The sequence below is a fragment of the Nocardia sp. NPDC059154 genome (assembly GCF_042755705.1).
Taxonomy (GTDB): Bacteria; Actinomycetota; Actinomycetes; order Mycobacteriales; family Mycobacteriaceae; genus Nocardia.
On sequence record NZ_JBHZCS010000004.1, the window covers coordinates 115,117 to 135,592 of the forward strand.

The window sequence follows — 20,476 nt, forward strand, 5'->3', positions numbered from 1 at the left end:
TCGTCAGGCGGACTTGTAGCGGCGCAGGTACTCCCCCGTCAGCGAGGCCGGGTCGGTGAGCAGTTCGGCGGGAGTACCGGTGAACACGACCTCGCCACCGTTCTTGCCGCCGTCGGGCCCGAGGTCGATGACCCAGTCCGCGTGTGCGACCACGTCCAGGTTGTGCTCGATGACCACGACCGAGTTCCCACGCTCGACCAGGTTGTCCATGAGCGTGAGCAGGGTGTCGACATCGGACATGTGCAGGCCGGTGGTGGGTTCGTCGAGGACGTAGACCGTACCGGTGTTCTGCAGCTGCGTCGCGAGTTTGATGCGCTGGCGTTCGCCGCCGGAGAGGGTGCTCATGGCCTGGCCCAGGCTCAGGTAGTCCAGGCCTACCTCGTTCATGGTGCGCAACTTGGCATTCAGCGTCTTCTCGGGGAAGAACTCCACGGCCGCCTCGGCGGAGAGCTCGAGGACATCGGCAATCGACTTGCCGCGCAGGGTGAGTGCGAGGACCCGATCGGAAAACCGCCGCCCGTCACAGGATTCACAGTGGGTGGTGACCGGGTCCATGTAGGCGATCTCGGTGATGATGACGCCGCGGCCGCCGCATTCGGTGCAGGCGCCGTCGGAGTTGAAGCTGAACAGACCGGCCGGTTCGCCGGTCGCCTTGGCGAACAGCTTGCGGATCGGATCCATGAGCCCGAGGTAGGTGGCGGGCGTGGACCGGGAGGACGCGGCGATGGCGGACTGGTCCACGAAGACCGATTCCGGGTAGCGGACCAGGAATTCGTCGCGGATGAGGCTGCTCTTGCCCGAGCCGGCGACACCGGTGACGGCGGTCAGGATGCCGGTCGGAATGGCGACGGTGACATCTTTCAGGTTGTGCGCGTTGGCATTCGCCACCGTCAGCGTGCCCGTCGCGGGCCGGAAGTTCTCCTTGACCCGGAAGGTGCGGCGCAATCCCGCGCCGGTGGGGGTCTCGGCCTGCCGCAACTCGGCGAAACTGCCGGTGAAGACGACCTCGCCGCCGTGGACGCCCGCGCGCGGACCGACGTCCACGATGTGGTCGGCGATCTGGATGACATCCGGATCGTGCTCGACGACCAGTACGGTGTTGCCCTTGTCCCGCAGCGCCTCCAGCATGTGGTTGAGCCGCCCGACATCGCGCGGGTGCAGGCCGACGCTGGGTTCGTCGAAGATGTAGGTCATCCCGACCAGCGTGCTGCCCAGGTGCTTGATCATCTTCAGGCGCTGGCCCTCACCGCCGGACAGGGTCGAGGTGGTGCGGTCCAGGCTCAGGTAGCCCAGCCCGATCGCGGCGACACGTTCGAGCGCGACCCGGGTGGCCGCGGCCAGCGGGACGGCGGCCGGGTCGTCGATTTCGCCGAGTACCTCGATCAGATCGGTGATCTGCAGCCGCGCCCAGTCGGCGATATTGCGTCCATTGATGGCGGTGGCCAAGGCCTTCGGATTCAGTCGCGCCCCGTGGCAGGCCGGGCAGACGCCCTCCGTGAGGAAGCGCTGGATCTGTTCGCGGGTCTTCTCCGACAGCCCCGAGGTGTCGCGCTTGAGCCGGGTGCGAGTGAATTTGTCGACCAGGCCTTCGTAATTGGCTTTCCAGGTGCCTTTCGCGAAAGACAATTCCACTTTGCCGCCGGTGCCGTGTAGCAGGTCGCGCCATTCCGCGTCGTCGTAGTCGGCGAGTTTCTTGTCCGGGTCGAATCGGCCGGAGTTGGCATACAGCTGCCAATCGCCGCTGCCGACGGTGTAGCCGGGTACCAGTAGTGCGCCCTCGTTGAGCGATTTGGTGCGGTCCACAAGTTTGCCCGGGTCGGCGGTGATGGCCACGCCGAGTCCGTCGCACTCGGTGCACATGCCCTGCGGGGTGTTGAAGGAGTAGTCGTAGACCAATCCCGTGGACGGAGAACCGAAGCGCGCGAACAGGGCTCGGATCAGGGCGTAGATGTCGGTCATGGTGCCGACCGTGGAGCGTGGCCCGCCACCGACCGCCTTCTGGTCGATGATGACCGGCGCGGTGAGGTTCTCGATGGCCTCGGCGTGCGGGCGTTCGTAGCGCGGCAGGAAATTCAGGACGAAGGCCGGGAAGGTGGCGTAGAGCTGCCGCTGGGATTCGATGGCGATGGTGTCGAAAACAATGGAGGACTTGCCGGATCCGGAGACCCCGGTGAAGACGGTGATCTTGTTCTTGGGAATGTCGATCGAGACGTTGCGCAGATTGTGCTCGCGGGCGCCGAGGATCCGAATTGTTTCGGTGGAGGCCAGGGACATGTCCCCACCATGCCAGGCCGACCCCCCTCGATGTGCGGGCAAATGTGATGTAAATCACAGCGATTCGGATCGGATCTCCGGGTCCAGCCCCGATTGCCGAACAGTCGCACCCATCTACAGTGGCGGTCGATCGCGCGGCCGACACCGCCGCGCACGACCCACGAGGAACGCATGATGAACACCGCCCGATGGACGGCCGTGGCCGCCGCCGCACTAGCCGTCGCCCTGCTCTCGGGTTGCTCGGATGTCGAGAAGGCCCTCAACCAGGGCGGCGACACCAAGTGCAGCGACTACCTCGCCCAGAACGCCGACACTCAGCGCGTCACCATCACCAAGTTCATCAAGCAGCAGACGGGCAGCGACCACGAGCCCGCCGGCACCCAGGTCGACCTGTCCATGGCTGCCGTCCAGGGCCTCTGCCAAGTTCAGGCCAACAAGGACACCCCCATCAAGAACGCCAACCTGGCAGGCATCCTCCACTAGTCCCCAAACCTCCCCCGCGCACCCCATTTCGCCTGGCCCAGCCCCGATTTCCGTTTCCGCCAATCTCTCCGCTAATCTTGTGCAGCATCACCGGTCCGGGTGGCGGAATGGCAGACGCGCTAGCTTGAGGTGCTAGTGCCCGTATTAGGGCGTGGGGGTTCAAGTCCCCCTCCGGACACAACGAAGCGTGAATTCCTTTGTAGCGCAAACGAATTCACGCCATTCGTTTCCGAAGCCGTACCGAGGAGTACAGGGCTCAGGCCCCGACCCTGATAGCCAGCGTTACGCCTACTGCCGCAAACCAATCCAGCAGATCCGGGTTGTCGACTGCACTGCGATCGACCACCTTCGACATGGTCTTCGCGCCGCCGATTTCGGGATCGAAGCGGTGGAGATCAGCCATCAGATGGGCTGTCGTACTGGACCGGCGGTGCGAAGGTGGTGATGGCAATGCCGACGGTGTTGTCCGGGCCACGACGGAATTTGCCTGTCCAAGCGACGAGTGTGCCCAGCAGACCATATTTTTCGCGGATCAGCGCACGCACGTGAATTGTCGCGGCGGGGTCCAGGATTTCGGCGTGGCCGTCGACGACGTCTCCTCTTGTCCTGACGCCCCTGGCATCACAGAGTTGCAGAGTCACGCTCGGGTTGCGCCGAATGCGCTTGATCTTCCAGCTATCGGCATTGGCGGCCACCACGATTCGGTCATCCTGTGCCGCCAGCCAGACCGGCGACGCGACCGGGCTTCCATCCTTCTTGTACGTGGTCAACAGCGCGTACTTGCCCGCGCCGATCTCGCTCCATGTCATGTCTCGCTCCTTTCGAACCGCAGCGCGTCTTGGCTGGGTGGCGCGCCGAACAGGCGGCGGTATTCCCGGCTGAACTGAGAGGCGCTGTCGTAGCCCACGAAAAATCCGATGCGGGCAATGTCTTTGGGATTTGCTGCCAGCATTAGGCGAGCCTCTTGGAGTCTGATCTGCTTCTGGTACTGGATGGGTGTGGTTCGGGTGATGGCCTGGAAGTTCCGGTAGAAGGCCGACGGACTCATTCCGATGCGCTCCGCCAGCTCGTCGACCCGAAACGGCTCGCGGTAGTTCTGGCGAATCCACTCCACTGCTTCGGCGATCGGGGAGAACCTGGGATCGGTGAGACCGATCCGCCGGACCGTCGGGCCGTGATGGCCGGTTATCAAGCGCCACAGGATCTCCCGTTTGACGAGGGGAGCCAGCACGTCCCGGTCACGTGGCTGGTCGAGTAGGCGCACCAGCCGCACGGTGGCGTCGAGGAGTTCGACGGAAGCGTCGGCGAAGACGACTGCGGGCGAAGCGATATCCGTGTCCTCGGGAACGGTGCCGCGAGGGGCTTGCACCATCATCTCGGCGACCTCCGCGGGTTGCAAGCGCAAGCACAGGCCCAGTACGGGCCGTTCCGGGGTGGCATCGGTGAAGTCGCACTTGAGGGGCACGGCGACGGATGCCACGAGGCATTGCCCAGCGCGGTAGTTGTACACCTGGTCGCCGTACGCGAGACGTTTTGAGCCCTGGGCGATCAGCGTCATGCGCGTACCGGCCATGGACGGCGGTGGCGTCGTGTCCGACACCTCCCGGCCGATCAACAGATCCGCGATGGCGGTGGTCGCGTCGTCTCGGGCGTGACGGGCCAGTAGCACGCGCAGCTCTTCGAGCCGCACGCTCACAGCCTGGTTCGCCGATGTGCTCATGATCCGGTGTGGTCGTCAGATCTGCTCGGTGGGGCGGACGAGTAGTTCCGCGATGGCCACGTGCCGCGGGCGGGTGACGATGTAGCTCACCGAATCGGCGATGTCGTGAGCTTGCAACCGTTCGATGTCACCGAAGGCGGCAGCGAGCTGCTGCTTGACGGCTGCCGAATTATGTTCCCGCAGTTCGGTATCGACACTGCCGGGCTCGACAACGGATACTCGGACATGCTGGCGCGCGAGTTCCTGTCGCAGCGCCTCGCTGAAGGCACCGACGCCGAACTTCGTAGCGCAGTACACCGCGGACATGGCGAAGGCGCCACGGCCGGCCAGCGACCCGATATTGACGATGTCGGCAACCTGACGCGGTCCTTGGGCGGCGGCCGCGACCAGATGCGGGATGGCAGCGTGAGCGCTGTACATCAGGCCCATCAAATTGATGTCGATCATGCGCCGCCAGTCGTTCAGGTCCGCACCGGGAGCAGGCCCGAGCAGCATCAGACCGGCGTTGTTGACCAGGGTGTCCAGACGGCCCAGAACCTCGACGGTGCGTTCCACCGCTGCGGCTGCGGCGTCGGCGTCGGTGATATCGGCGGGCACCACCAGGGCGCGCCCGCCGGCGTCGCCGATTTCCGCGGCGAGATCGGCGAGCCGATCCTTCCGCCGACCGACCAAGGCCACCGCTGCACCCTCACGGGCAAGCTCCGATGCGGTGGCGCGGCCGATGCCACTGGAAGCCCCGGTGATCAGAGCGACGGTTCCTTCGAGACGAAGAGTCATGGTTCAAGCCTTTCGCTGGATATCCACATCGCTGCGGAGTCGCACGAACAGAGACGAACCATTCAAACAACATGACCTGCGGAAACGTTAGATCGATATTCGCCCGGTCTTGCACAATCCTCGCACGTTCCTCGTCCGCCGGTTGCTAGGCGGTCCGGGGATCGCTGCGGTCAGAGACGTGCGCCGGTGGGGCCGCCCTGCTCAGCTCGTCTTCGCTGGCCGCCGACTTCGGAATCAGGGCCGTGGCGAACAAGCCCAGTAGGACGAAGCCCGCGGCGAGGTAACTGCCCACATGGATGCCATCGGTCATGGCAGTGCGTCCGGCATCGGCGATCGACTGTGTCTGCGGCTGGGCCGCAAACGCTTCGATCGCAGCACCCGCACTGCTGGTGATGGCGTGGGCGTACTGATCGGCTTGGATCGCGAGTACACCGTCCCCCTCGAGGTGGTCGGCGACCTGCGAACTCAGCGTCGTGAAGAATTCAGCCAGCCCAATCCGCCACTGCCGCACCGCCACACCGGACTCCTCGAAACACCTGAGGGCGCGAGCTATTCGCTCACGCGAGCAATCCAGGCGATCAGGTCGTCTTCGACCTCGTCACGGTTGATCTCATTGAGGATCTCGTGGCGAGCGCCCCCGTAGACCCGGTAGGTGATGTCGGTCAGGCCGGCGTCGCGGTAGCGTGCGATCAGCTGGTTGCTCAGACGCAGATCGTCGTTGAGCGGGTCCTGATCACCCACCATCACGTAGATGGGAAGGTCAGCGGGTACGGTCGTCGGCTTCGACAACCGTTCGGCGGCGACCGATGCCAGCAATGCCATGTTGTCGGGGTCGATCTCGAACCCGCACCATGGATGCGTCATGTACGCGTCGACCTGAGCCTCGTCACGGCTGATCCAGTCGGCGGTCGTTCGAGTCGGCTGGAACCGAGCGTTGAACAACCCCAACAGATCACCGTCGGACTCGGCGATTCTGGCGAACAGCTGGTCGACGGCAGTGGTCCCGCACAGGACGACGTCGTCGATCAATCCTGAATGATCGAGGATGTACTGCTGGACGGCGAAGGATCCGAGGCTGTGGCCGAACAGCACGACAGGGATTCCGGAGTGTTTGTCGCGCAACAACTTTGTTAGTGTCGCGAGGTCTTCCACCAGCAGGTTCCATCCATTTGCACCGAGGTCGCCGGGCGTACCGGCGATGCTGTGGCCGTGGCCACGGTGATCATTCGCGTAGACGGCGTATCCGAGGCCGGCGAGCCGCTCGGCGAGGTGAGCGTACCGGCCGGCGAATTCGCCCATCCCGTGCGCGATCTGCACGATGCCGATCGGCTCACGATCGGTAGGCAGCCACTCCCGAACGTGGATGATGGTGCCGTCACTGCTGGTGAATGTGGACATGGAGATACTCCTGTACGGACGTTCGAATGAGAGGACGACGAACTCCGGGACGTTCGGCAGCATCACCGCCACCCGGCTACCCGGGGTTACGCCCTCGGCGCGCAGCAGTGCGACGACGCGGGCGGTGTGTTCCTCGAGTTGCGCAAAGGTCAGGACCGTGTCGCCCAATCGCACCGCGACCCGGTGCGGGAAGCGCAGAGCGGACTGGAGCAGATTCACGATCGGGGAGGACATCGTCGACTTTCCGTTGGCGCTGAACCACGACACCGAAATCGTTGCACCGATGTGACGGCGGTCCCATGGCTGCGCGAACAACATCACTGCCCCTCCGATTGTTTTCAGGAACAGTCGCGATGCCGATAATCTGCGGAAATGTCCCGATCCATCCCGCCCGAAGAGGTCGTCGAAGTAGCGGACATCCTGCTCGAACGAATCGATGACCTCGGACTCCGGCTGGCCCAGCGCTTCCTGATCGAACTCGACACCTACCGCAACGAGGCGCAGGTTCCCTTCGACAGCATTCGAACGTCGTGTACCCGCAATCTGACACTCATGCTGCGGCACTTCACCACCGACGCACCGGCGGATCCGGAACCACCGAAGGAAACGGGACGGCTACGCGCACAACAGGGGGTGCCGTTGGCGGAAACCTTGCACGCCTTCCGCATCGGATTCGAATTCCTGTGGTCCGAACTCGTCACCGAGTCCCGACACCACCCCGAGGTCACCGACGCCATGCTCGTCCCACTCGCCGCGGACGTATGGGCACTGTCCGGCGAGTACGCGGTCGCGGTCGCGGCCGCCTACCGGGACATGACAGCGGAACTGATCATGCAACGCGAACACGAGCGTTCGGTGCTCGTGGAGGCTCTGTTCACCGGGATGATCGCCGATCCGGCCACGCTCGGCGAGGCCACCCGGATTCTCGGCTTACCGCCCACCGGACGGTATGTCGTCGTCGCGGCGGATGTGCCCGCCACCGGCCGCGAGGCGCTGCCCGGCATCGAGGCCGTACTGCGTGCCCAGCAGATCACCTCAGCCTGGCGACTGCTACCAGACCAACAGATCGGCGTCCTCGCCTTGCCCGCCGCCCGAGAACCAGTCGCACTCAAAGCTTTACGGAAGCACCGCAGGCGGATCGGAGTCAGCCCGCCCTACGATGCGCTCCCCGAAACCCCGCAGGCTCTGCATTTCGCGCGGCTCGCACTGGCCGGGCTACGGGGTCGCACGCATGGTGTGGCCCTGTTCGACGACGACCCCCTCGCCATGCTGATCGCGGCCGCCCCGGTCGAAGCCGAACGGATGGTGCGGGTTTCGCTGGGACCACTGCTGGCGCTGCCGTACGAAGAGCGGGAGCGACTGCTGGAAACCCTGCGCACCTGGTACGCGGCAAAAGGTTCCGCAACCGAGACCGGCCGACAACTGTTCCTCCACCCGAACTCGGTGCGCTACCGACTGCGCCGAATCGAGGAATTGACGAGCCGCTCGCTGAACAATCCACAAACCGTCCTCGAACTCGGCGCCGCATTGCGGGCACTGCCGGTCTCGACGAACACGCGCCGCGCGGGATCGTGATGCCACCTACCTAACTCTCCAGACCGCGCAGCCCTCGGGCTCTATTCCTCGTCAGATGACACCGACGAACTCAGCAAGAAGACCATCGCGCCATCCTTCGGTCTGTTTTCGCTGGTGGAAGGCGTGTGCGTAGTGGTCGTGTCGCCCTCCGGACACCGGTCACGATGAGAGCCGTTGCAGAGCAACGGCTCTCATTGCCCTTCGGGGCATACCCGACATGAACACCTGTGGGATGCCGTAGACCCGATCCCGGCAGGGCGCCCGCTTCGTCAACATTGAGTTCACGAAGTTCCGAGAAACAGAGATCGTCTCCGGTAGAACGCATGCACGTAGTGGCTGATACCCCTCCGGACACAACGGGCATGAAATCCTTCGCGATGCAGCAAAATTCATTTGCTCGAATTCGGCAGCCGCAATCGACATGTCCTACCGTCGGCTGTGAAAGGGCTGGTGGGATAGGCTGCGGTGCACCATTTCGGTGAGGGTGACGATGTCGAAGACCGGCACGCCGAGATGCTTCTGTATCGCGTGCCGGTACGGCACGAGGTCGGTGCATTCGATGATCAGCGCACCCATATCGGGGTTGTGCGCGGCCATTCGCTCCACTTCGTCGAGTACCTCGCGGCCGAGCCGGTCGACGTCGAGGTCGCTGCGGCGACCTTCGAGGATGACCTCGCGGAATTCCGGGCGCTCGGCCATTCCCGCTACACAGATCGGCACGGACTCGCCTCCGATCGCAACCAAATGGCGGCGGGTGAGGGCCTGTTCGTCGGCGACCAGCAGGCCGACCTTGCGATCGGCGGCCACCATGCGGTGGACCATCGGCAATTGAACGAGGCTCGAGCTGTAGAGCGGGATTTGGACGGCATCGGCCAGCCGCTGCTGGAAGACGACCAGGAAACCGCACGCGGCGGTGATCGCAGCCACGCCTTCGGATTCGAGCTTCCGGGCCGCGCCGATGAACGGTTCGAGCAGCGTCGGATCCGCTTCGGTCACCACTCGACGCGGGGTCGCGCCGTGGACCACCTGATAGACGACCGGGAAGTCGAAGGTCGCCGGATTGCGGATGTGGCCGAGGATCTTGGTGAAAGTGGTGTCGAGACACAGGACACCGATCCTGATGTCCGCTCGGTCTGCCATCTCATCGCCGTTTCAGGTGAATGCGCCGAAACGTGTCGGCCGCAAGGGAATCGGGTCGGTGAGCGGTGGATCGCCCCCGAGCATCTGGCTGATGAGTTCGCCGCCGGCGGGCGCGAGTCCCATGCCGATATGGCCGTGCCCGGCCGCGATGAGAAGGTTGCGGAGATCGCCCGCGGGACCGATCAGGGGCAGGCTGTCGGGAGTGCACGGCCGTAATCCACTCCAGGTCTGCAGGGCCGGTGTTTCCTCCAGTGCGGGAAGGAATTCGCGCACGGTACGCAGCATCGCCCGCACTCGGCGTCCGGAGACCTCGGTGCTCATCCCGGTCAGTTCGAGCTGCCCGCCGATCCGCAGCCGGTCGCCGAGCGCGACCATCGCCACCTTGCCCTCGCTCAGTAATACCGGCCGGCCGGGTGCGCTCGGTGGCATGGCTACGGTCACACTGTGGCCCTTGATCGGTTGGAGTAGCAGGTCGATGCCCGCTAGGCGGGCACACTCGGCCGACCACACGCCTGCGGCGATGACCACATTGCCGGGGTGCAGGTCTCCGCGAGTGGTGCTGAGGCGCACGACATTTCGCTCTCGCACCTCGAATGCGGTGACCTCGGTGTGCTCACATATCTCCACGCCCGAATCTCTCAGGACTCGGCCGAATTCGACGATGAACTCGGGGACGTGCAGATACGCGCCCTCGGGGTTGTACAGCGCGCCGTGGATATCGAACACGGTCTTCGGCTCGAGCTCGTCGAGTTCACCCGGGCCGAGGACGCGCAGCGGCACACCGGCGGCGACGGTGCGCGCGACAGCGCGTCTCGCATCGTCGAAACCCGCCGCGGTCTTGAAAGCCAAAACGATGCCCGTTGACTCGAAAGTCGCGGCAATGCTTTCGGTAGCGCATAGGTCGAGCAGAATCCTCAGGCTGCGCTTCTTCATTGCGATCAGCGCCCGGAATCCGGCCGTAGCCGCATCGGCCGAGCAGGCACGCCGGAAATGCTCCAGCCAGCGGGTCAATTCGGCGTCCGCCCGCGGTTCGATGTACCAGGGTGAGTCCGGGTCGGTTGCACCGGGAACGGCGAGTGTGCGCATGCCGGGTTCGGCCAGGGGTGCTGCACCATGAGTGCCGACGAATCCGGTGTTTCCGTAGGAACACGACTGCGGCCCGCCGAGCGCACCGCGCTCGAGCACCGTCACCGTCGCCCCGCGCAGCCGTAGCTGGTGGGCGCAGAACAGTCCGACGACACCGCCGCCGACGACCACCACATCCGGGTGCTCGAGCACGGGGGTTTCCTGATCGCGCGTCACGACTTCGACCTAGACGGTGACGACGAAGAAGTTCGTCGGCAGATTGACCACGACTCGCTCGTAGATCTCCGCCTGCAGCGCGATACCGGGCTCGGTGAACGTTCCTTCGGGTGGCTCGGCGAAGCGGATCACCGAACGGCCGGCGTCGAAAAGCTGTGCACCGTGACCGAAATCGCCGACGATGGCGGTCCCGGGCTCGACCAGGCGGGTACGGACGATGAAGACGCCGTTCTGTTCCAGATCGTCCATCAGCCGTCCGGTGCCCAGCGCGCGGTAGTAGTCGACGGGGTTGATGATCATGCCATCCGCCGTGCCACCCATCTGCTCGATCTCGTTGCAGGCACGCAGGATTGCCGATGCGAAGGGTCCCGGCGACATCATCCTTTCGATCCCGGGCAGGTTCAGCAGCCCGCCTGCGCCGCTGATGATCGTGTGATTCTCGGCGGTGCAGAGGCGGACGATCAAGCGGTAGTTGATGAAGGTCTCGAAGGTTTCGGGGTCCTTCCACAGATCCGGCGGGACCTGCACCCAGGCCGTGGTGGTGAGCAGTTCCGGAATCGGCGATTTGCCGAATCGGCTGGCCAGTTCACGTCGGACCTCGGCGCCCGCGATCGGTGTGTCCCCTGCCGCGGGCGCGCTTTCGTGCCAGTAGAACTGGCGCGGATCGCGAGACAGGTCGATGGTCTTGAGCATATTGCGGGCGGGATTGCGCGGTTTGCGCCGCGAGCTGGTCAGCGAATCGGTGATGGTCACGTCGTACTCGACCGCCGCGTCCAGCCCGTGTTCTACGCAGGCTTCGACGAACATCCGGCCCGGCGACAGTTCCTGCTTGCGGTCGGCGACGACCTGCGCCAGTGTCTGTTTGATGGTGTCTGCCTTCAGCATGTCCCCTCCTGGGAAACGGTGTAGTGCGATGAGGACGCGCCGAGCACGCTCGAGCCGCCGTCGATCAGCTGGACGGTGCCGGTGATGTAGCCAGCGCGTTCACTGGCCAAAAACGCTGCCAGGGCGGCGATTTCGTCGGGACGCGCGACTCGTCCCACGGCGGTTCCAAGGCCGACGGCGTGCAGCTGGTCCTCGATCCGGCCGTCGGTGGATCCCTGCGTCAGGACTCGTTCCAGCAGCGGCGTGCGGGTCGCGCTCGGCGCGAGCACATTGACGGTCACACCGTCGCGGCCGACGTCCGCGGCGAGGGCCTGGGCGAACCGAACGATCGCCGCCCTGGTCACTCCGGACAGGGCCAGTCCGCCCATGGGGACCAGCGCCGTTTCCGAGGCAACGAAAAGCACCCTGCCCCAGTGCGCATTCCGCAGCTGGGGCAAGGCTGCCAGCGCCAGCTCGACCGCCGGCATCAGCACCGTGTCGACCGCCTCCCGGTAGGCGGCCGACTCGAAGGTCGACGCGCTCCCGGTCGGCGGAGTGCCGCCGCTGACGACGACGATATGGAGTCCGCCGAACTCCCCGGCGACCTCGTCGACCCAGCGGCGGGTCGCCGCAGCGTCGGTGATGTCCACACGCGCGGCGTGGATGCGGCCGCGCGCCACCGCCTTGATGGCCCGCTCGGCCGCGGCGAGTCGTCCCGGGTCGCGCGCGCCGATGGCGACATGCGCGCCCTCGGCGGCCAGCTCGCGGGCGATCGACAGCCCGATGCCGCTGGATCCGCCCGCGACCAGTGCGACCTTGTCGGTCAATCCCAGATCCACTGTCGCTCAACCTCTTCCGCTGGACTTCGCACCGCCGTTGAGATATCCGTACCGAAGCGACAGCGGCCAGGACAGCACCGACGCCGTTCGCCTCGCCGAATCCGGCAGCGCGCTGCGCCAGAAGTCGTCGGTCGGTCGGATCACGGTGACACCCGTGTTGAAACGGTCCGGGTTTCCGGTGACCGTGTGATTGGAGTGCAGCTCTACCGTTCGATCGGTCATCGGGTTGGACGCCGGGTCGATCTCGCACAATCGCAGCAACGTGTCGACCGTCGCTGCCGGCTCGGCGATGAAGTCCTCGTAGCGCAGGAACAGCGACCGCTGCGGATAGCGTCGGGTGATCGCGTGCGACGCGAGATTGAAGCCACTCCAGTAGCCGGTGCTCTTCCCGGGCGACATCGCGTACACGTATTCCTTGGGCCTGCTCCATGATTGGGCCACAGCTCGCGGATCGCGCACCAGATGGACGTAGTACGGGGTGAGGCCGCCGAGGCGCGCGAGCATCGCCGCCTCCCCCGGCATCTTCGAGGTGTCGACGATCACCCGCGAATCGCTGCGCTCCGCGACGGCCCGGTAGATCTGGGTCATCAGGTCGGCGTGCGCGCGAATCTCCCCATTGTGCAGACCGCGGTGCAGTACCTGCCAGGTATGCCTGGTCCGGACATTGCCGAGCTGGCGCCTGATGACCGTGTCGGCGTGGGCTTCGAGGGTGGTACCGTCGGGTCGGCCGACCGGCAGGATCGTGGACCAGAACGGGCAGTCGACGAGCTTGTGGCCGCAGCCGCACTGCTCGTTCACGCCGCGGCCCGCCGCGTTCTTCCAGAGGAAGTGCAGTTCGCCGACGTGGAATACGCCGGGAATCTCATTGAGGATATTGCCGAGGATGGTGCTGCCGTTGCGGCACCATCCCGTGATGGACAGGACCTTGACCGGTGCTGCGCTTGTCATCTGCCGACTCCTTTCTCAGCCGGTGGCGACCGATTGCCGAATCGTGTTGGCCATGACCGCGGCGGTGAATGCGCAGCCCGCGCCGACGAGGTACACGGCGGGGTAGCCCAATCCGCTCGCGATGGCGCCGGTCGCCGGGCCCCACACGAACAGGCCCAGATCCCAGAACGAGGTGTAGGCGCCCAGTGCCGCACCCTGTTTCGAGCCTTCGGTGCTGTTCATGACCATCAGCGCCAGCGAGGGGTGCAGCAGCGAGAACCCGACCCCCATGACGACGACGCCGAGCACCGCCACAGGCAGGTTCGGCGACCACGCGATGATCAGCAGCCCCGCCGCCTCGCCGATACCGGACCAGGTTCCGACTCGACGAGGGCCGAGCTGGTCCGGCAGCTTCCCGATGACCAGCCGCGTACCCGCGTAGACCCCGCTGAATATGCTCAATATGACTGCGCCGGAACCGATCCCGCGCACTTGCAGGTCGCGGATGATGAACGCGGCCAGCCCGACATAGCCCGCGGCCGCGAGGGCCAGAGCCAGGCCGGGCAGCGCCGCGGGTCGCAGCATCAGTCCACGACCCCCGCCGGACCGCGCCACCTGCGGCTCCGGCGCGACAAGGCTGATCAGGACGAGTCCGGCCAAAGGTGCTGCGGCGCACAGTGTCCAGACCGCACCGATCCCGAAATGCCGCAATGCCGCGCCGAGCGCCGTCCCCAGTGAGATGCCACCCCACATGGCGACGCCGTAGAGCCCGATCAATTGGCCGCGCCGATCGTGCGGTACGAGCAAGACGGTCCAGGCGGCGCCCGCAGTGAAGAGCGCGGCCTCGCCCACCCCGACCAGCAGGCGCACCGCGATCAGACCGACCAAGCCGAGCGGCACGAAATACAGCAGACCGCCGACCGCCAGGGCGAGAGCGCCGAACCGCATGAGCGACCGGTAACCGTGCCGGTCGGCCAGCCCGCCGAACACGGGCCGGGTGAGCAGCGCGGTCAGCGCGGTGGCCGTGACCACGAGCCCGACCATGAGATCGCCCGCATCGAACCGGTCGCGGACGTGGTCCGGCAGCACCGGGATGGCCGCGGACAGGCCCAGGTAGCCGCAGAACAATCCGCCGAACACCCCGGCGAGCGCGAGCCGCGGGAACGTTCCGGTCTCCGAGGATGCCGTCATCGTTGCCCGGCCCGCGAGGAATCCGCGGTGAGGACGGCTGCGACCTTCCGCACCGCGGCGACCAGATCGTCGCAGTCGGCCCGCGACAGGGTCGAGGACAGCGGAATGTCCACCGCCTCTTGCAGATACCGGGTCGCATTCGGCAGGGACGCCTTGACTGCAGCGGTTTCCATGCCGCGGAACATGAATCGCCAGTTCCAGAAGGCGCGGATATTGTGGTCGGAGTCCGAGCCGAGATTGCGCGCCTCGATGCCCTCGCGGCACAACGCCCGCGCGAACCACTGCGCACGGCCGTCGGCCACCCGGAAGATGAATGCCTCGCCGAGGTAGGCGCCGGGTGCCACCGGTCGCCGGATTCGGATGCTGTCGAGGTCGGCCAGCGCCGAGGCGACATAGTCGTAGTTGTCGCGGAAGGCTGCCAGTCTGACCGGTAGCCGTCCCAGTTCGGACCGCAGCAGGGCGGCGCGGATCTCGTCCATCCGGAAGCTGAACAGCGGCAGATCGAGATCGGTGGCGATCGGCGGCTCGCCGTCGGGAAAATGCCGCCGCAACCGCCCCTCATAGGCGCCGGAAAGCACTGCAGCACGGGCGAACAGGGTGCTGTCATCGGTGATCAGGAAGCCGCCCTCGCCGCTGTTGAGCGACTTGTCCGACTGAGTGCTGAACGCGCCGGCCAGACCGAAGGTGCCGAGTTTGCGCCCATCCAGTTGCGCGCCGAGCGCCGGGACCGCGTCTTCGAACACCGGCACACCCTGCTCCTCGGCGAACCGCAGCAGCGCGCCCATGTCTCCGGCGAAACCGCGCATATGGACCATCACGAGCGCCTTGATTCGCGGTGTCCACCGCCTGCGCAAATCGGCCACGTCCAGGTGGAGGTTCTCGTCGACGTCGACGAGGAATGGCGTGCATCCGGCGAGCAGGATGGAGCTGGGCGTGGCGGCGAAAGTGAAACCGGGACAGGCGATCAGGCTCCCCGGTTCGATCCCGGAAGCCATGATCGCAAGTGCCAGGGCGGTGGTGCCGCTGGAGGTGGCCAGCGCGTGCCCGGACCCGAAGTAGCGGCACAGCTCTGCCTCGAATTGCGCGCACTCGGTCTCGTGATGCGGGCGGTGGTCGTACCGGAAATAGAGGTGACTGCGGAGGGCGCGCAGCGTCGCTTCCTCGTCCTCGGGATGGACGCACACCGCGCCCCGGTCATATGTAGGCCAAGGGGTGTGTCGTACCGGATCCCCGCCGGACAGGGCCAGTCGCGGACCACGGGCCGGCTCCGTGACGGGTGTTGTCGGGGCAGATGTCGAATCATCAATCACGTTGTCCGCCATCGTGTTTCTGGCTATCCACCGACACGGCGCCGGCGGTTCTGACAGCTTGTCGACCGAGGTGCTCATGACGGGGAACCTGGTGAATGTTCAAGGCACGCTACGCCGATTTTCACTGTCCATGACCAGAATGCCGTTAAATCCTGGTCATGCGTCCGGAACCGATCAACTGTGCAAACTGTTGTGCCCCAACGGATATTAGGAGCTCGACCCTGGGTGCGGGGACGTCGACGGGAACCACCGCACGCGCCTGCGGTTCTTCTCCACCACACCGATCGACATACCGGTCGTACTCGCCCGAAGTGACCTCATGGCCAATGAAGCATCCGTTCTCACCGCTGACCACACTGCTCGAACCGGCCAGGCACACCCCGTCCGCCGCTGGAATGCCGCACCAGTCGACGCCCACCAATGCGTGATGGGCGTGCTCGAGCCCCGTCAAGCCAAGCATCCGGTCCGGACTGCGCTGGTTGCGAGCCCCGAGTGGTTCCCGTGACGGACGCCTATCCCTCGACGATCGGCAGTTTTCGCTGGTGGAAGGCGTGGGCGCAGTGGTCGCGTCCCCCTCCGGACACAGTGCGTAACCGGGTGGTGACGACGGGTTCTCTGTCGTCACCACCCGATTGCGTTGCGAACCAACCTGTTCCGGCTATGCGGTCGTAGATCATAGTGTTGAACAACGGGGTTCAGTGTTCGATCACTGTGGCGCGGACAATGACGGAAATGTACGACTACAGCCTCGACTGGAAGTATGCGGCCGCGCCGCTCCCGATAAGCACCCGCGGCCGCAACCGTGCGGGTATCTGATCGGGTTGCGGGTTGATGCGGCTCTGGCGCAGGGGGTCATCACTCCGGCGGCCTTCACCGGCGTCCCGCAGTATCCGGGCATCGGGACAGCCCTGGATCCGGTCACCAATCGAATGCGAAACTGAGGACTCATCGAGAGCCTGCGGTGGGACGGCGATCCCCAGGGTCCGCTGCGCCTGACCTACTTCGTCGCCGAATCCAGTCAGCGCCAGGTGTTCAGCGCCTTGCAAAATGTCAACCAGATGTCGATCTCAGCTGCAGGGCGTCCAGGGGGTCAACCCTGGGACGGCATCGCCTGATTGGACGGGATGCATGACATTGCCAGCATGGTGGGGATGGTGCTGAACCATTTCTGGTAATCGGTCCACTCGGATACTGGAATGTCGTTGTGCGGCAAGGACGGCGGCACATGAATGCCGGTGATCACCAGCCCGTGCGCGGTCAGTTGTTCGGCATACCAGGACAGCGGGCGGTGGTAATGACGATGCCCGCCGAAGGACTCGATCCACCGTGTCTCGTGCTCCAGGTAGCAGGTGACGGTGACCTTCCGATAGCGCTCGCCGCCAGGTCCTTCGTCGACGATGTTCTGGCTGAAGAATGCTGGATGCAGTATCGAGAAGAGGAACACGCCGCCGTCCCGCAATGCTGCCGCGACATCGGTGAGCAACTGGCCCAGTATCGGAATATCCATCAGGACCATGTGCGCGACAACCCTGTCGAATCGGCCCGGGCCGGGTAATCCGAGCGTGAGATCGTGCCGCTGGAAGTCGATCTCGGGGTATCGCGTCCGTGCGACCGCCAGCAGCGCCTCGCTGCCGTCGACACCGGTGACGCGGGCTCCGGCCTGCCGCATCTGGCCCGCCAGCCAGCCATGCCCACACCCCAGGTCCAAGACATCGAGATCAGAGATCGATCCCAGATGAGACCACAAGAACTCGTGCATCCGCCGATAGAAGCTATCGGCGGGACCCGACACCGTCGCTGCATAACTATCGGCGACCGCATCCCACAGACGCAGATCATCAGAGCTGTTCGTCACCGGAAAAGCCTGCCCGGCAACGGCACGCCGAGCAAGCCGGTTCTGATCGTCGCGGAACCGGTCGTGCAGAGCGCATCGAGCCGGCCTTGCTCGCGGGTGGTCAGGATTCGGTGGCGTGGTGGTAGCCCTCGGTGAAGAAGGTGAAGAGGGCGTCGGCGGTGCCCAGGGCGGTGAGGGTGTGTGCTGCGCCGAAGGATTCGTTCCAGAAGGGGCCCGTGTGGGGGTACCAGGGGCCGACGTAGGCGTAGGGCTCGGGGATGTGGGGGTCGCCGGGTGAGACGCCGAAGTTGATGCGGTCTGCGGTGATGGTGATGCCGAGGTCGAAGTGTTCGGGCCAGAGGACCGGGGTTTCGGTGGGGTTGAGGCGGCGGAGGGCTCGGTCACCCCAGTCGAAGGCTCGGGCGATGGTCTGGGCGTGGTCGAGGTCGAGGTCGACGTGGATGGTGTCGGTGAGGGTGCAGCCGGAGCTGTCGGAATACAGGTCGGCGGGGGCGCCGGCGTCGATGCCGGCGTGGGCGGCCAATTCGGCAAAGGTTGCGCCGCTGAGCTTTCCGGCCACCGAACCGTCGACCAGCAGCAGGTCGCCGTCCACCGCGACCAGTGGAGGATGGATCGTGCTGAATCCGCCCGGGGCCGGGCGCAGCTTGATCGTGCCGTGGGCGCGGTACTGCGGGCCGGCCATCAGCAGTTCGGCCACACCGTGGAGACTGCGGCGGGTGCGGGTGTAGTCGTCGGATTCCATGGGAATGTCCTTCCTCCGGGGGCCGCCGAGGGACTGGGTCGAGAATATTCCACGGATCTTGCCCGGTGCGGTCAGTGGGTGGCGAGGGGGTGGCAGGCGATGAGCTCGGTGCGGGCGATGCCCGACTCGCGGTGCTGGTGGATGCGCTGGTATTCGGGGGCGGTCACCATGTCGAGAAATGCTCGGCGGCTGGGGTATTCGACGAGGGCGACGTAGTCCCAGTCGGCGTCGCCGATCAGGGTCTGCTGCGGTTCGCCGTGCCACAGGAGGCGGCCGCCCTGCTGTGCGACCAGGGCGAGGACGGCGGCGCCGTAGGCCGCGTATTCGGTGCGGTCCTGGAAGGTGATCAGGTTCAGCATGACGACGGGGCCCTCGTCGGTGGCGGCGGCGAAGCGGGTGAACTGGTCGGGGTCGGGCGTGATCGACATGGGGGTGGCTCTTCTTTCGACGGCCCGCTCAGCCGGTGAGCAGGCGGGTGAGGACTGTGGTCACCGCGGCGCGGGCGGCGGCGACGGACAGGGACTGATGGCGGCGTAGGACGTCCCAGGTTTCCCAGGCGCAGAGGGCGTAGGCGGCCTCGCGGGCCGGGGGGTCGAGATCAGCGAGTTCGGGCAGGTGGGTGCGCAGGTGGGCGCGCAGCGCGGCGCGGCTCTCGTCCAGCCGTTCGGACAGGACGACGGATTCGTGTTCACGCAGCAGGGCGGCGCGGCGGGTGCCCGCGACACGCTCGAACAGTTCGGCCCGCAGTGCGACCAGGCGATCGACGCGCTCGTCCAGGTCGCCGCTGACGGGTTCCATGAGCAGTACCCAGTGCCGGGCGATCTGTGTCTGCGCGGCATCGAGATACAGCGTCTCCAGGTCGCGGAAGTGGTGATACACCGAGCGGGTCGCGACTCCCGCGCGTTCGGCCACTGCCTGCGCGGTGGGCTGCAGATTGCCCTCCTCCATCAGCGCCAGCGCGGCGTCGAGCACCGCCTGACGGTTCTTGGCTCCACGTGCGGTCCGTCCGTCCATCATTGGCAACCCTACACACGCGGAATGGTAGTTGCACGTCGCGTGCAACAACATTATCGTCGCCCTCATGCACGCATTGCGGACACCGGACGAGCGGTTCGCCGCCCTGCCCGACTTTCCCTTCGAACCCTGCTACCTCGAGGTCGAGGCGGGCGACGGCAGCGCTACCCGGCTGCGGTTGCACTACCTCGACGAGGGCCCGCGCGACGGCGAGATCGTGCTGCTACTGCACGGCGAACCGTCCTGGAGCTTCCTGTACCGCCACATGATCCCGGTGCTGGTGGCAGCCGGGAAACGCTGTGTCGCACCGGATCTGATCGGTTTCGGTCGCAGTGACAAGCCCGCCGACCGCGCCGACTACACCTACGCCCGCCACGTCGAATGGGTGCGCGAGGCGCTGTTCGATCACCTGGACCTCTCGGGCATCACCCTGGTCTGCCAGGACTGGGGCGGGCTGATCGGCCTGCGGCTGGTCGCCGAGCACCCCGACCGCTTCGCCCGGGTGGTGGTCGCCAATACCGGCCTGCCCACGGGCGAGGCGAAACTGACCGACGCCTTCGCCGCCTGGCAGCGGTTCTCCCAGGAGACACCGCAATTCCCCGTCGGCGGCATCATCGCGGGCGGCTGCCGCACCGAGCTGTCCCCCGCGGTGGTGGCCGGATACGACGCCCCGTTCCCCGACGAGACCTACAAGGCGGGCGCGCGCGCCTTCCCGATGCTGGTCCCCACCAGCCCCGACGACCCGGCCGGCCCCGCCAACCGGCGCGCGTGGGAACAGTTGGCGCACTTCGGGAAACCAGTGCTCACCGCCTTCTCCGACGGTGATCCGATCACCGCTGGCGGCTATCGCGCCTTCCAGGAGCGGGTGCCGGGCGCGGCCGGTCAGCCGCACATCACGATCACCGGCGCCGGTCACTTCCTGCAGGAGGACCGCGGCCCGCAGCTCGCGACGGTGGTGGCCGAGTTCATCGCCGCCACCCCGGCTCCCGACACCACCGGAGGATCCACGAAATGATCAGCAGGCGAGGATTTTTCGGCACCGGCGCCATGGCCGGTGCCACCGCC

General features: G+C 65.9%; 21 protein-coding genes and 1 tRNA gene. 4 read left to right on the forward strand and 18 right to left on the reverse strand.

Translation table 11 applies throughout. From position 1 onward, the window contains the following. Nucleotides 1-3: 3 nt before the first annotated feature. Nucleotides 4-2,274 (reverse strand): ATP-binding cassette domain-containing protein, encoded by a 2,271-nt coding sequence (locus ACFXN1_RS05550; RefSeq protein WP_379446597.1) that lies wholly within the window; start codon nt 2,272-2,274, stop codon nt 4-6. Between the two features lie 174 nt (nt 2,275-2,448). On the opposite strand from ACFXN1_RS05550, the gene ACFXN1_RS05555 reads away from it, so the two are divergent. Continuing rightward, nucleotides 2,449-2,757 (forward strand): hypothetical protein, encoded by a 309-nt coding sequence (locus ACFXN1_RS05555; RefSeq protein ID WP_379446596.1) that lies wholly within the window; start codon nt 2,449-2,451, stop codon nt 2,755-2,757. 93 nt (nt 2,758-2,850) lie between these two features. Continuing rightward, nucleotides 2,851-2,935 (forward strand) — tRNA-Leu (locus ACFXN1_RS05560). Between the two features lie 78 nt (nt 2,936-3,013). Here the strand turns inward: ACFXN1_RS05560 and ACFXN1_RS05565 are convergent. The 6 genes from ACFXN1_RS05565 to ACFXN1_RS05590 all read right to left on the reverse strand — a co-directional run bounded on the left by ACFXN1_RS05565 (nt 3,014) and on the right by ACFXN1_RS05590 (nt 6,886). After that, nucleotides 3,014-3,160: a hypothetical protein gene (locus ACFXN1_RS05565; RefSeq protein WP_379444005.1), complete on the reverse strand. Its 147-nt coding sequence runs from the start codon at nt 3,158-3,160 to the stop codon at nt 3,014-3,016. Beyond that, nucleotides 3,153-3,566 carry a PPOX class F420-dependent oxidoreductase gene (locus tag ACFXN1_RS05570; RefSeq protein WP_379444007.1) on the reverse strand — a complete coding sequence of 138 codons (414 nt, stop codon included), beginning with the start codon at nt 3,564-3,566 and terminating at the stop codon, nt 3,153-3,155. Before ACFXN1_RS05570 ends, ACFXN1_RS05565 begins: the two co-directional genes overlap by 8 nt. Then, on the reverse strand, nt 3,563-4,447 hold the full coding sequence (locus tag ACFXN1_RS05575) for an AraC family transcriptional regulator N-terminal domain-containing protein (RefSeq protein WP_379444008.1): 885 nt from the start codon (nt 4,445-4,447) through the stop codon (nt 3,563-3,565). Before ACFXN1_RS05575 ends, ACFXN1_RS05570 begins: the two co-directional genes overlap by 4 nt. Nucleotides 4,448-4,492: 45 nt before the next feature. Further along, the gene (locus ACFXN1_RS05580) at nt 4,493-5,254 is read right to left on the reverse strand and encodes an SDR family NAD(P)-dependent oxidoreductase (protein ID WP_379444010.1); all 762 of its coding nucleotides are present in this window, start codon (nt 5,252-5,254) and stop codon (nt 4,493-4,495) included. A gap of 145 nt (nt 5,255-5,399) precedes the next feature. Then, nucleotides 5,400-5,771: a hypothetical protein gene (locus ACFXN1_RS05585; RefSeq protein WP_379444012.1), complete on the reverse strand. Its 372-nt coding sequence runs from the start codon at nt 5,769-5,771 to the stop codon at nt 5,400-5,402. A 32-nt stretch (nt 5,772-5,803) separates the two neighbouring features. Then, a complete protein-coding gene (locus tag ACFXN1_RS05590) occupies nt 5,804-6,886 on the reverse strand; it encodes an alpha/beta fold hydrolase (RefSeq protein ID WP_379444014.1) in 1,083 nt (360 codons plus the stop codon). 138 nt (nt 6,887-7,024) lie between these two features. On the opposite strand from ACFXN1_RS05590, the gene ACFXN1_RS05595 reads away from it, so the two are divergent. Beyond that, nucleotides 7,025-8,227 carry a PucR family transcriptional regulator gene (locus ACFXN1_RS05595; protein WP_379444015.1) on the forward strand — a complete coding sequence of 401 codons (1,203 nt, stop codon included), beginning with the start codon at nt 7,025-7,027 and terminating at the stop codon, nt 8,225-8,227. Nucleotides 8,228-8,653: 426 nt separating this feature from the next. On the opposite strand, the gene ACFXN1_RS05600 is transcribed toward ACFXN1_RS05595, so the two are convergent. From ACFXN1_RS05600 to ACFXN1_RS05650, 11 genes are all read right to left on the reverse strand, one after another. Further along, on the reverse strand, nt 8,654-9,367 hold the full coding sequence (locus tag ACFXN1_RS05600) for an aspartate/glutamate racemase family protein (RefSeq protein WP_379444017.1): 714 nt from the start codon (nt 9,365-9,367) through the stop codon (nt 8,654-8,656). Between the two features lie 12 nt (nt 9,368-9,379). Then, nucleotides 9,380-10,669 carry an NAD(P)/FAD-dependent oxidoreductase gene (locus tag ACFXN1_RS05605; RefSeq protein WP_379444018.1) on the reverse strand — a complete coding sequence of 430 codons (1,290 nt, stop codon included), beginning with the start codon at nt 10,667-10,669 and terminating at the stop codon, nt 9,380-9,382. 9 nt (nt 10,670-10,678) lie between these two features. Beyond that, on the reverse strand, nt 10,679-11,554 hold the full coding sequence (locus ACFXN1_RS05610; RefSeq protein ID WP_379444019.1) for a family 3 encapsulin nanocompartment shell protein: 876 nt from the start codon (nt 11,552-11,554) through the stop codon (nt 10,679-10,681). Next, nucleotides 11,548-12,372, reverse strand: a complete 825-nt coding sequence (locus ACFXN1_RS05615) for an SDR family NAD(P)-dependent oxidoreductase (protein WP_379444020.1) — start codon at nt 12,370-12,372, stop codon at nt 11,548-11,550. Before ACFXN1_RS05615 ends, ACFXN1_RS05610 begins: the two co-directional genes overlap by 7 nt. A 6-nt stretch (nt 12,373-12,378) precedes the next feature. Continuing rightward, nucleotides 12,379-13,320 carry a sulfotransferase gene (locus ACFXN1_RS05620; protein WP_379444021.1) on the reverse strand — a complete coding sequence of 314 codons (942 nt, stop codon included), beginning with the start codon at nt 13,318-13,320 and terminating at the stop codon, nt 12,379-12,381. A 15-nt stretch (nt 13,321-13,335) separates the two neighbouring features. Then, the gene (locus tag ACFXN1_RS05625; protein ID WP_379463499.1) at nt 13,336-14,490 is read right to left on the reverse strand and encodes an MFS transporter; all 1,155 of its coding nucleotides are present in this window, start codon (nt 14,488-14,490) and stop codon (nt 13,336-13,338) included. Continuing rightward, entirely contained in the window at nt 14,487-15,674 is a 1,188-nt protein-coding gene (locus ACFXN1_RS05630) for a DegT/DnrJ/EryC1/StrS family aminotransferase (RefSeq protein ID WP_379444023.1), read from the reverse strand. The genes ACFXN1_RS05625 and ACFXN1_RS05630 overlap by 4 nt, the downstream gene beginning before the upstream one ends. Nucleotides 15,675-16,890: 1,216 nt before the next feature. After that, complete coding sequence (locus tag ACFXN1_RS05635; RefSeq protein WP_379444024.1) at nt 16,891-17,655, reverse strand: class I SAM-dependent DNA methyltransferase; 765 nt, start codon at nt 17,653-17,655, stop codon at nt 16,891-16,893. Nucleotides 17,656-17,755: 100 nt separating this feature from the next. After that, the gene (locus ACFXN1_RS05640) at nt 17,756-18,397 is read right to left on the reverse strand and encodes a hypothetical protein (RefSeq protein WP_379444025.1); all 642 of its coding nucleotides are present in this window, start codon (nt 18,395-18,397) and stop codon (nt 17,756-17,758) included. Between the two features lie 71 nt (nt 18,398-18,468). After that, on the reverse strand, nt 18,469-18,825 hold the full coding sequence (locus ACFXN1_RS05645; RefSeq protein ID WP_379444026.1) for a DUF1330 domain-containing protein: 357 nt from the start codon (nt 18,823-18,825) through the stop codon (nt 18,469-18,471). A gap of 28 nt (nt 18,826-18,853) precedes the next feature. Further along, complete coding sequence (locus ACFXN1_RS05650) at nt 18,854-19,411, reverse strand: TetR/AcrR family transcriptional regulator (protein WP_379444028.1); 558 nt, start codon at nt 19,409-19,411, stop codon at nt 18,854-18,856. A 67-nt stretch (nt 19,412-19,478) separates the two neighbouring features. On the opposite strand from ACFXN1_RS05650, the gene ACFXN1_RS05655 reads away from it, so the two are divergent. Further along, on the forward strand, nt 19,479-20,426 hold the full coding sequence (locus tag ACFXN1_RS05655; RefSeq protein WP_379444029.1) for a haloalkane dehalogenase: 948 nt from the start codon (nt 19,479-19,481) through the stop codon (nt 20,424-20,426). Nucleotides 20,427-20,476: the final 50 nt, after the last annotated feature.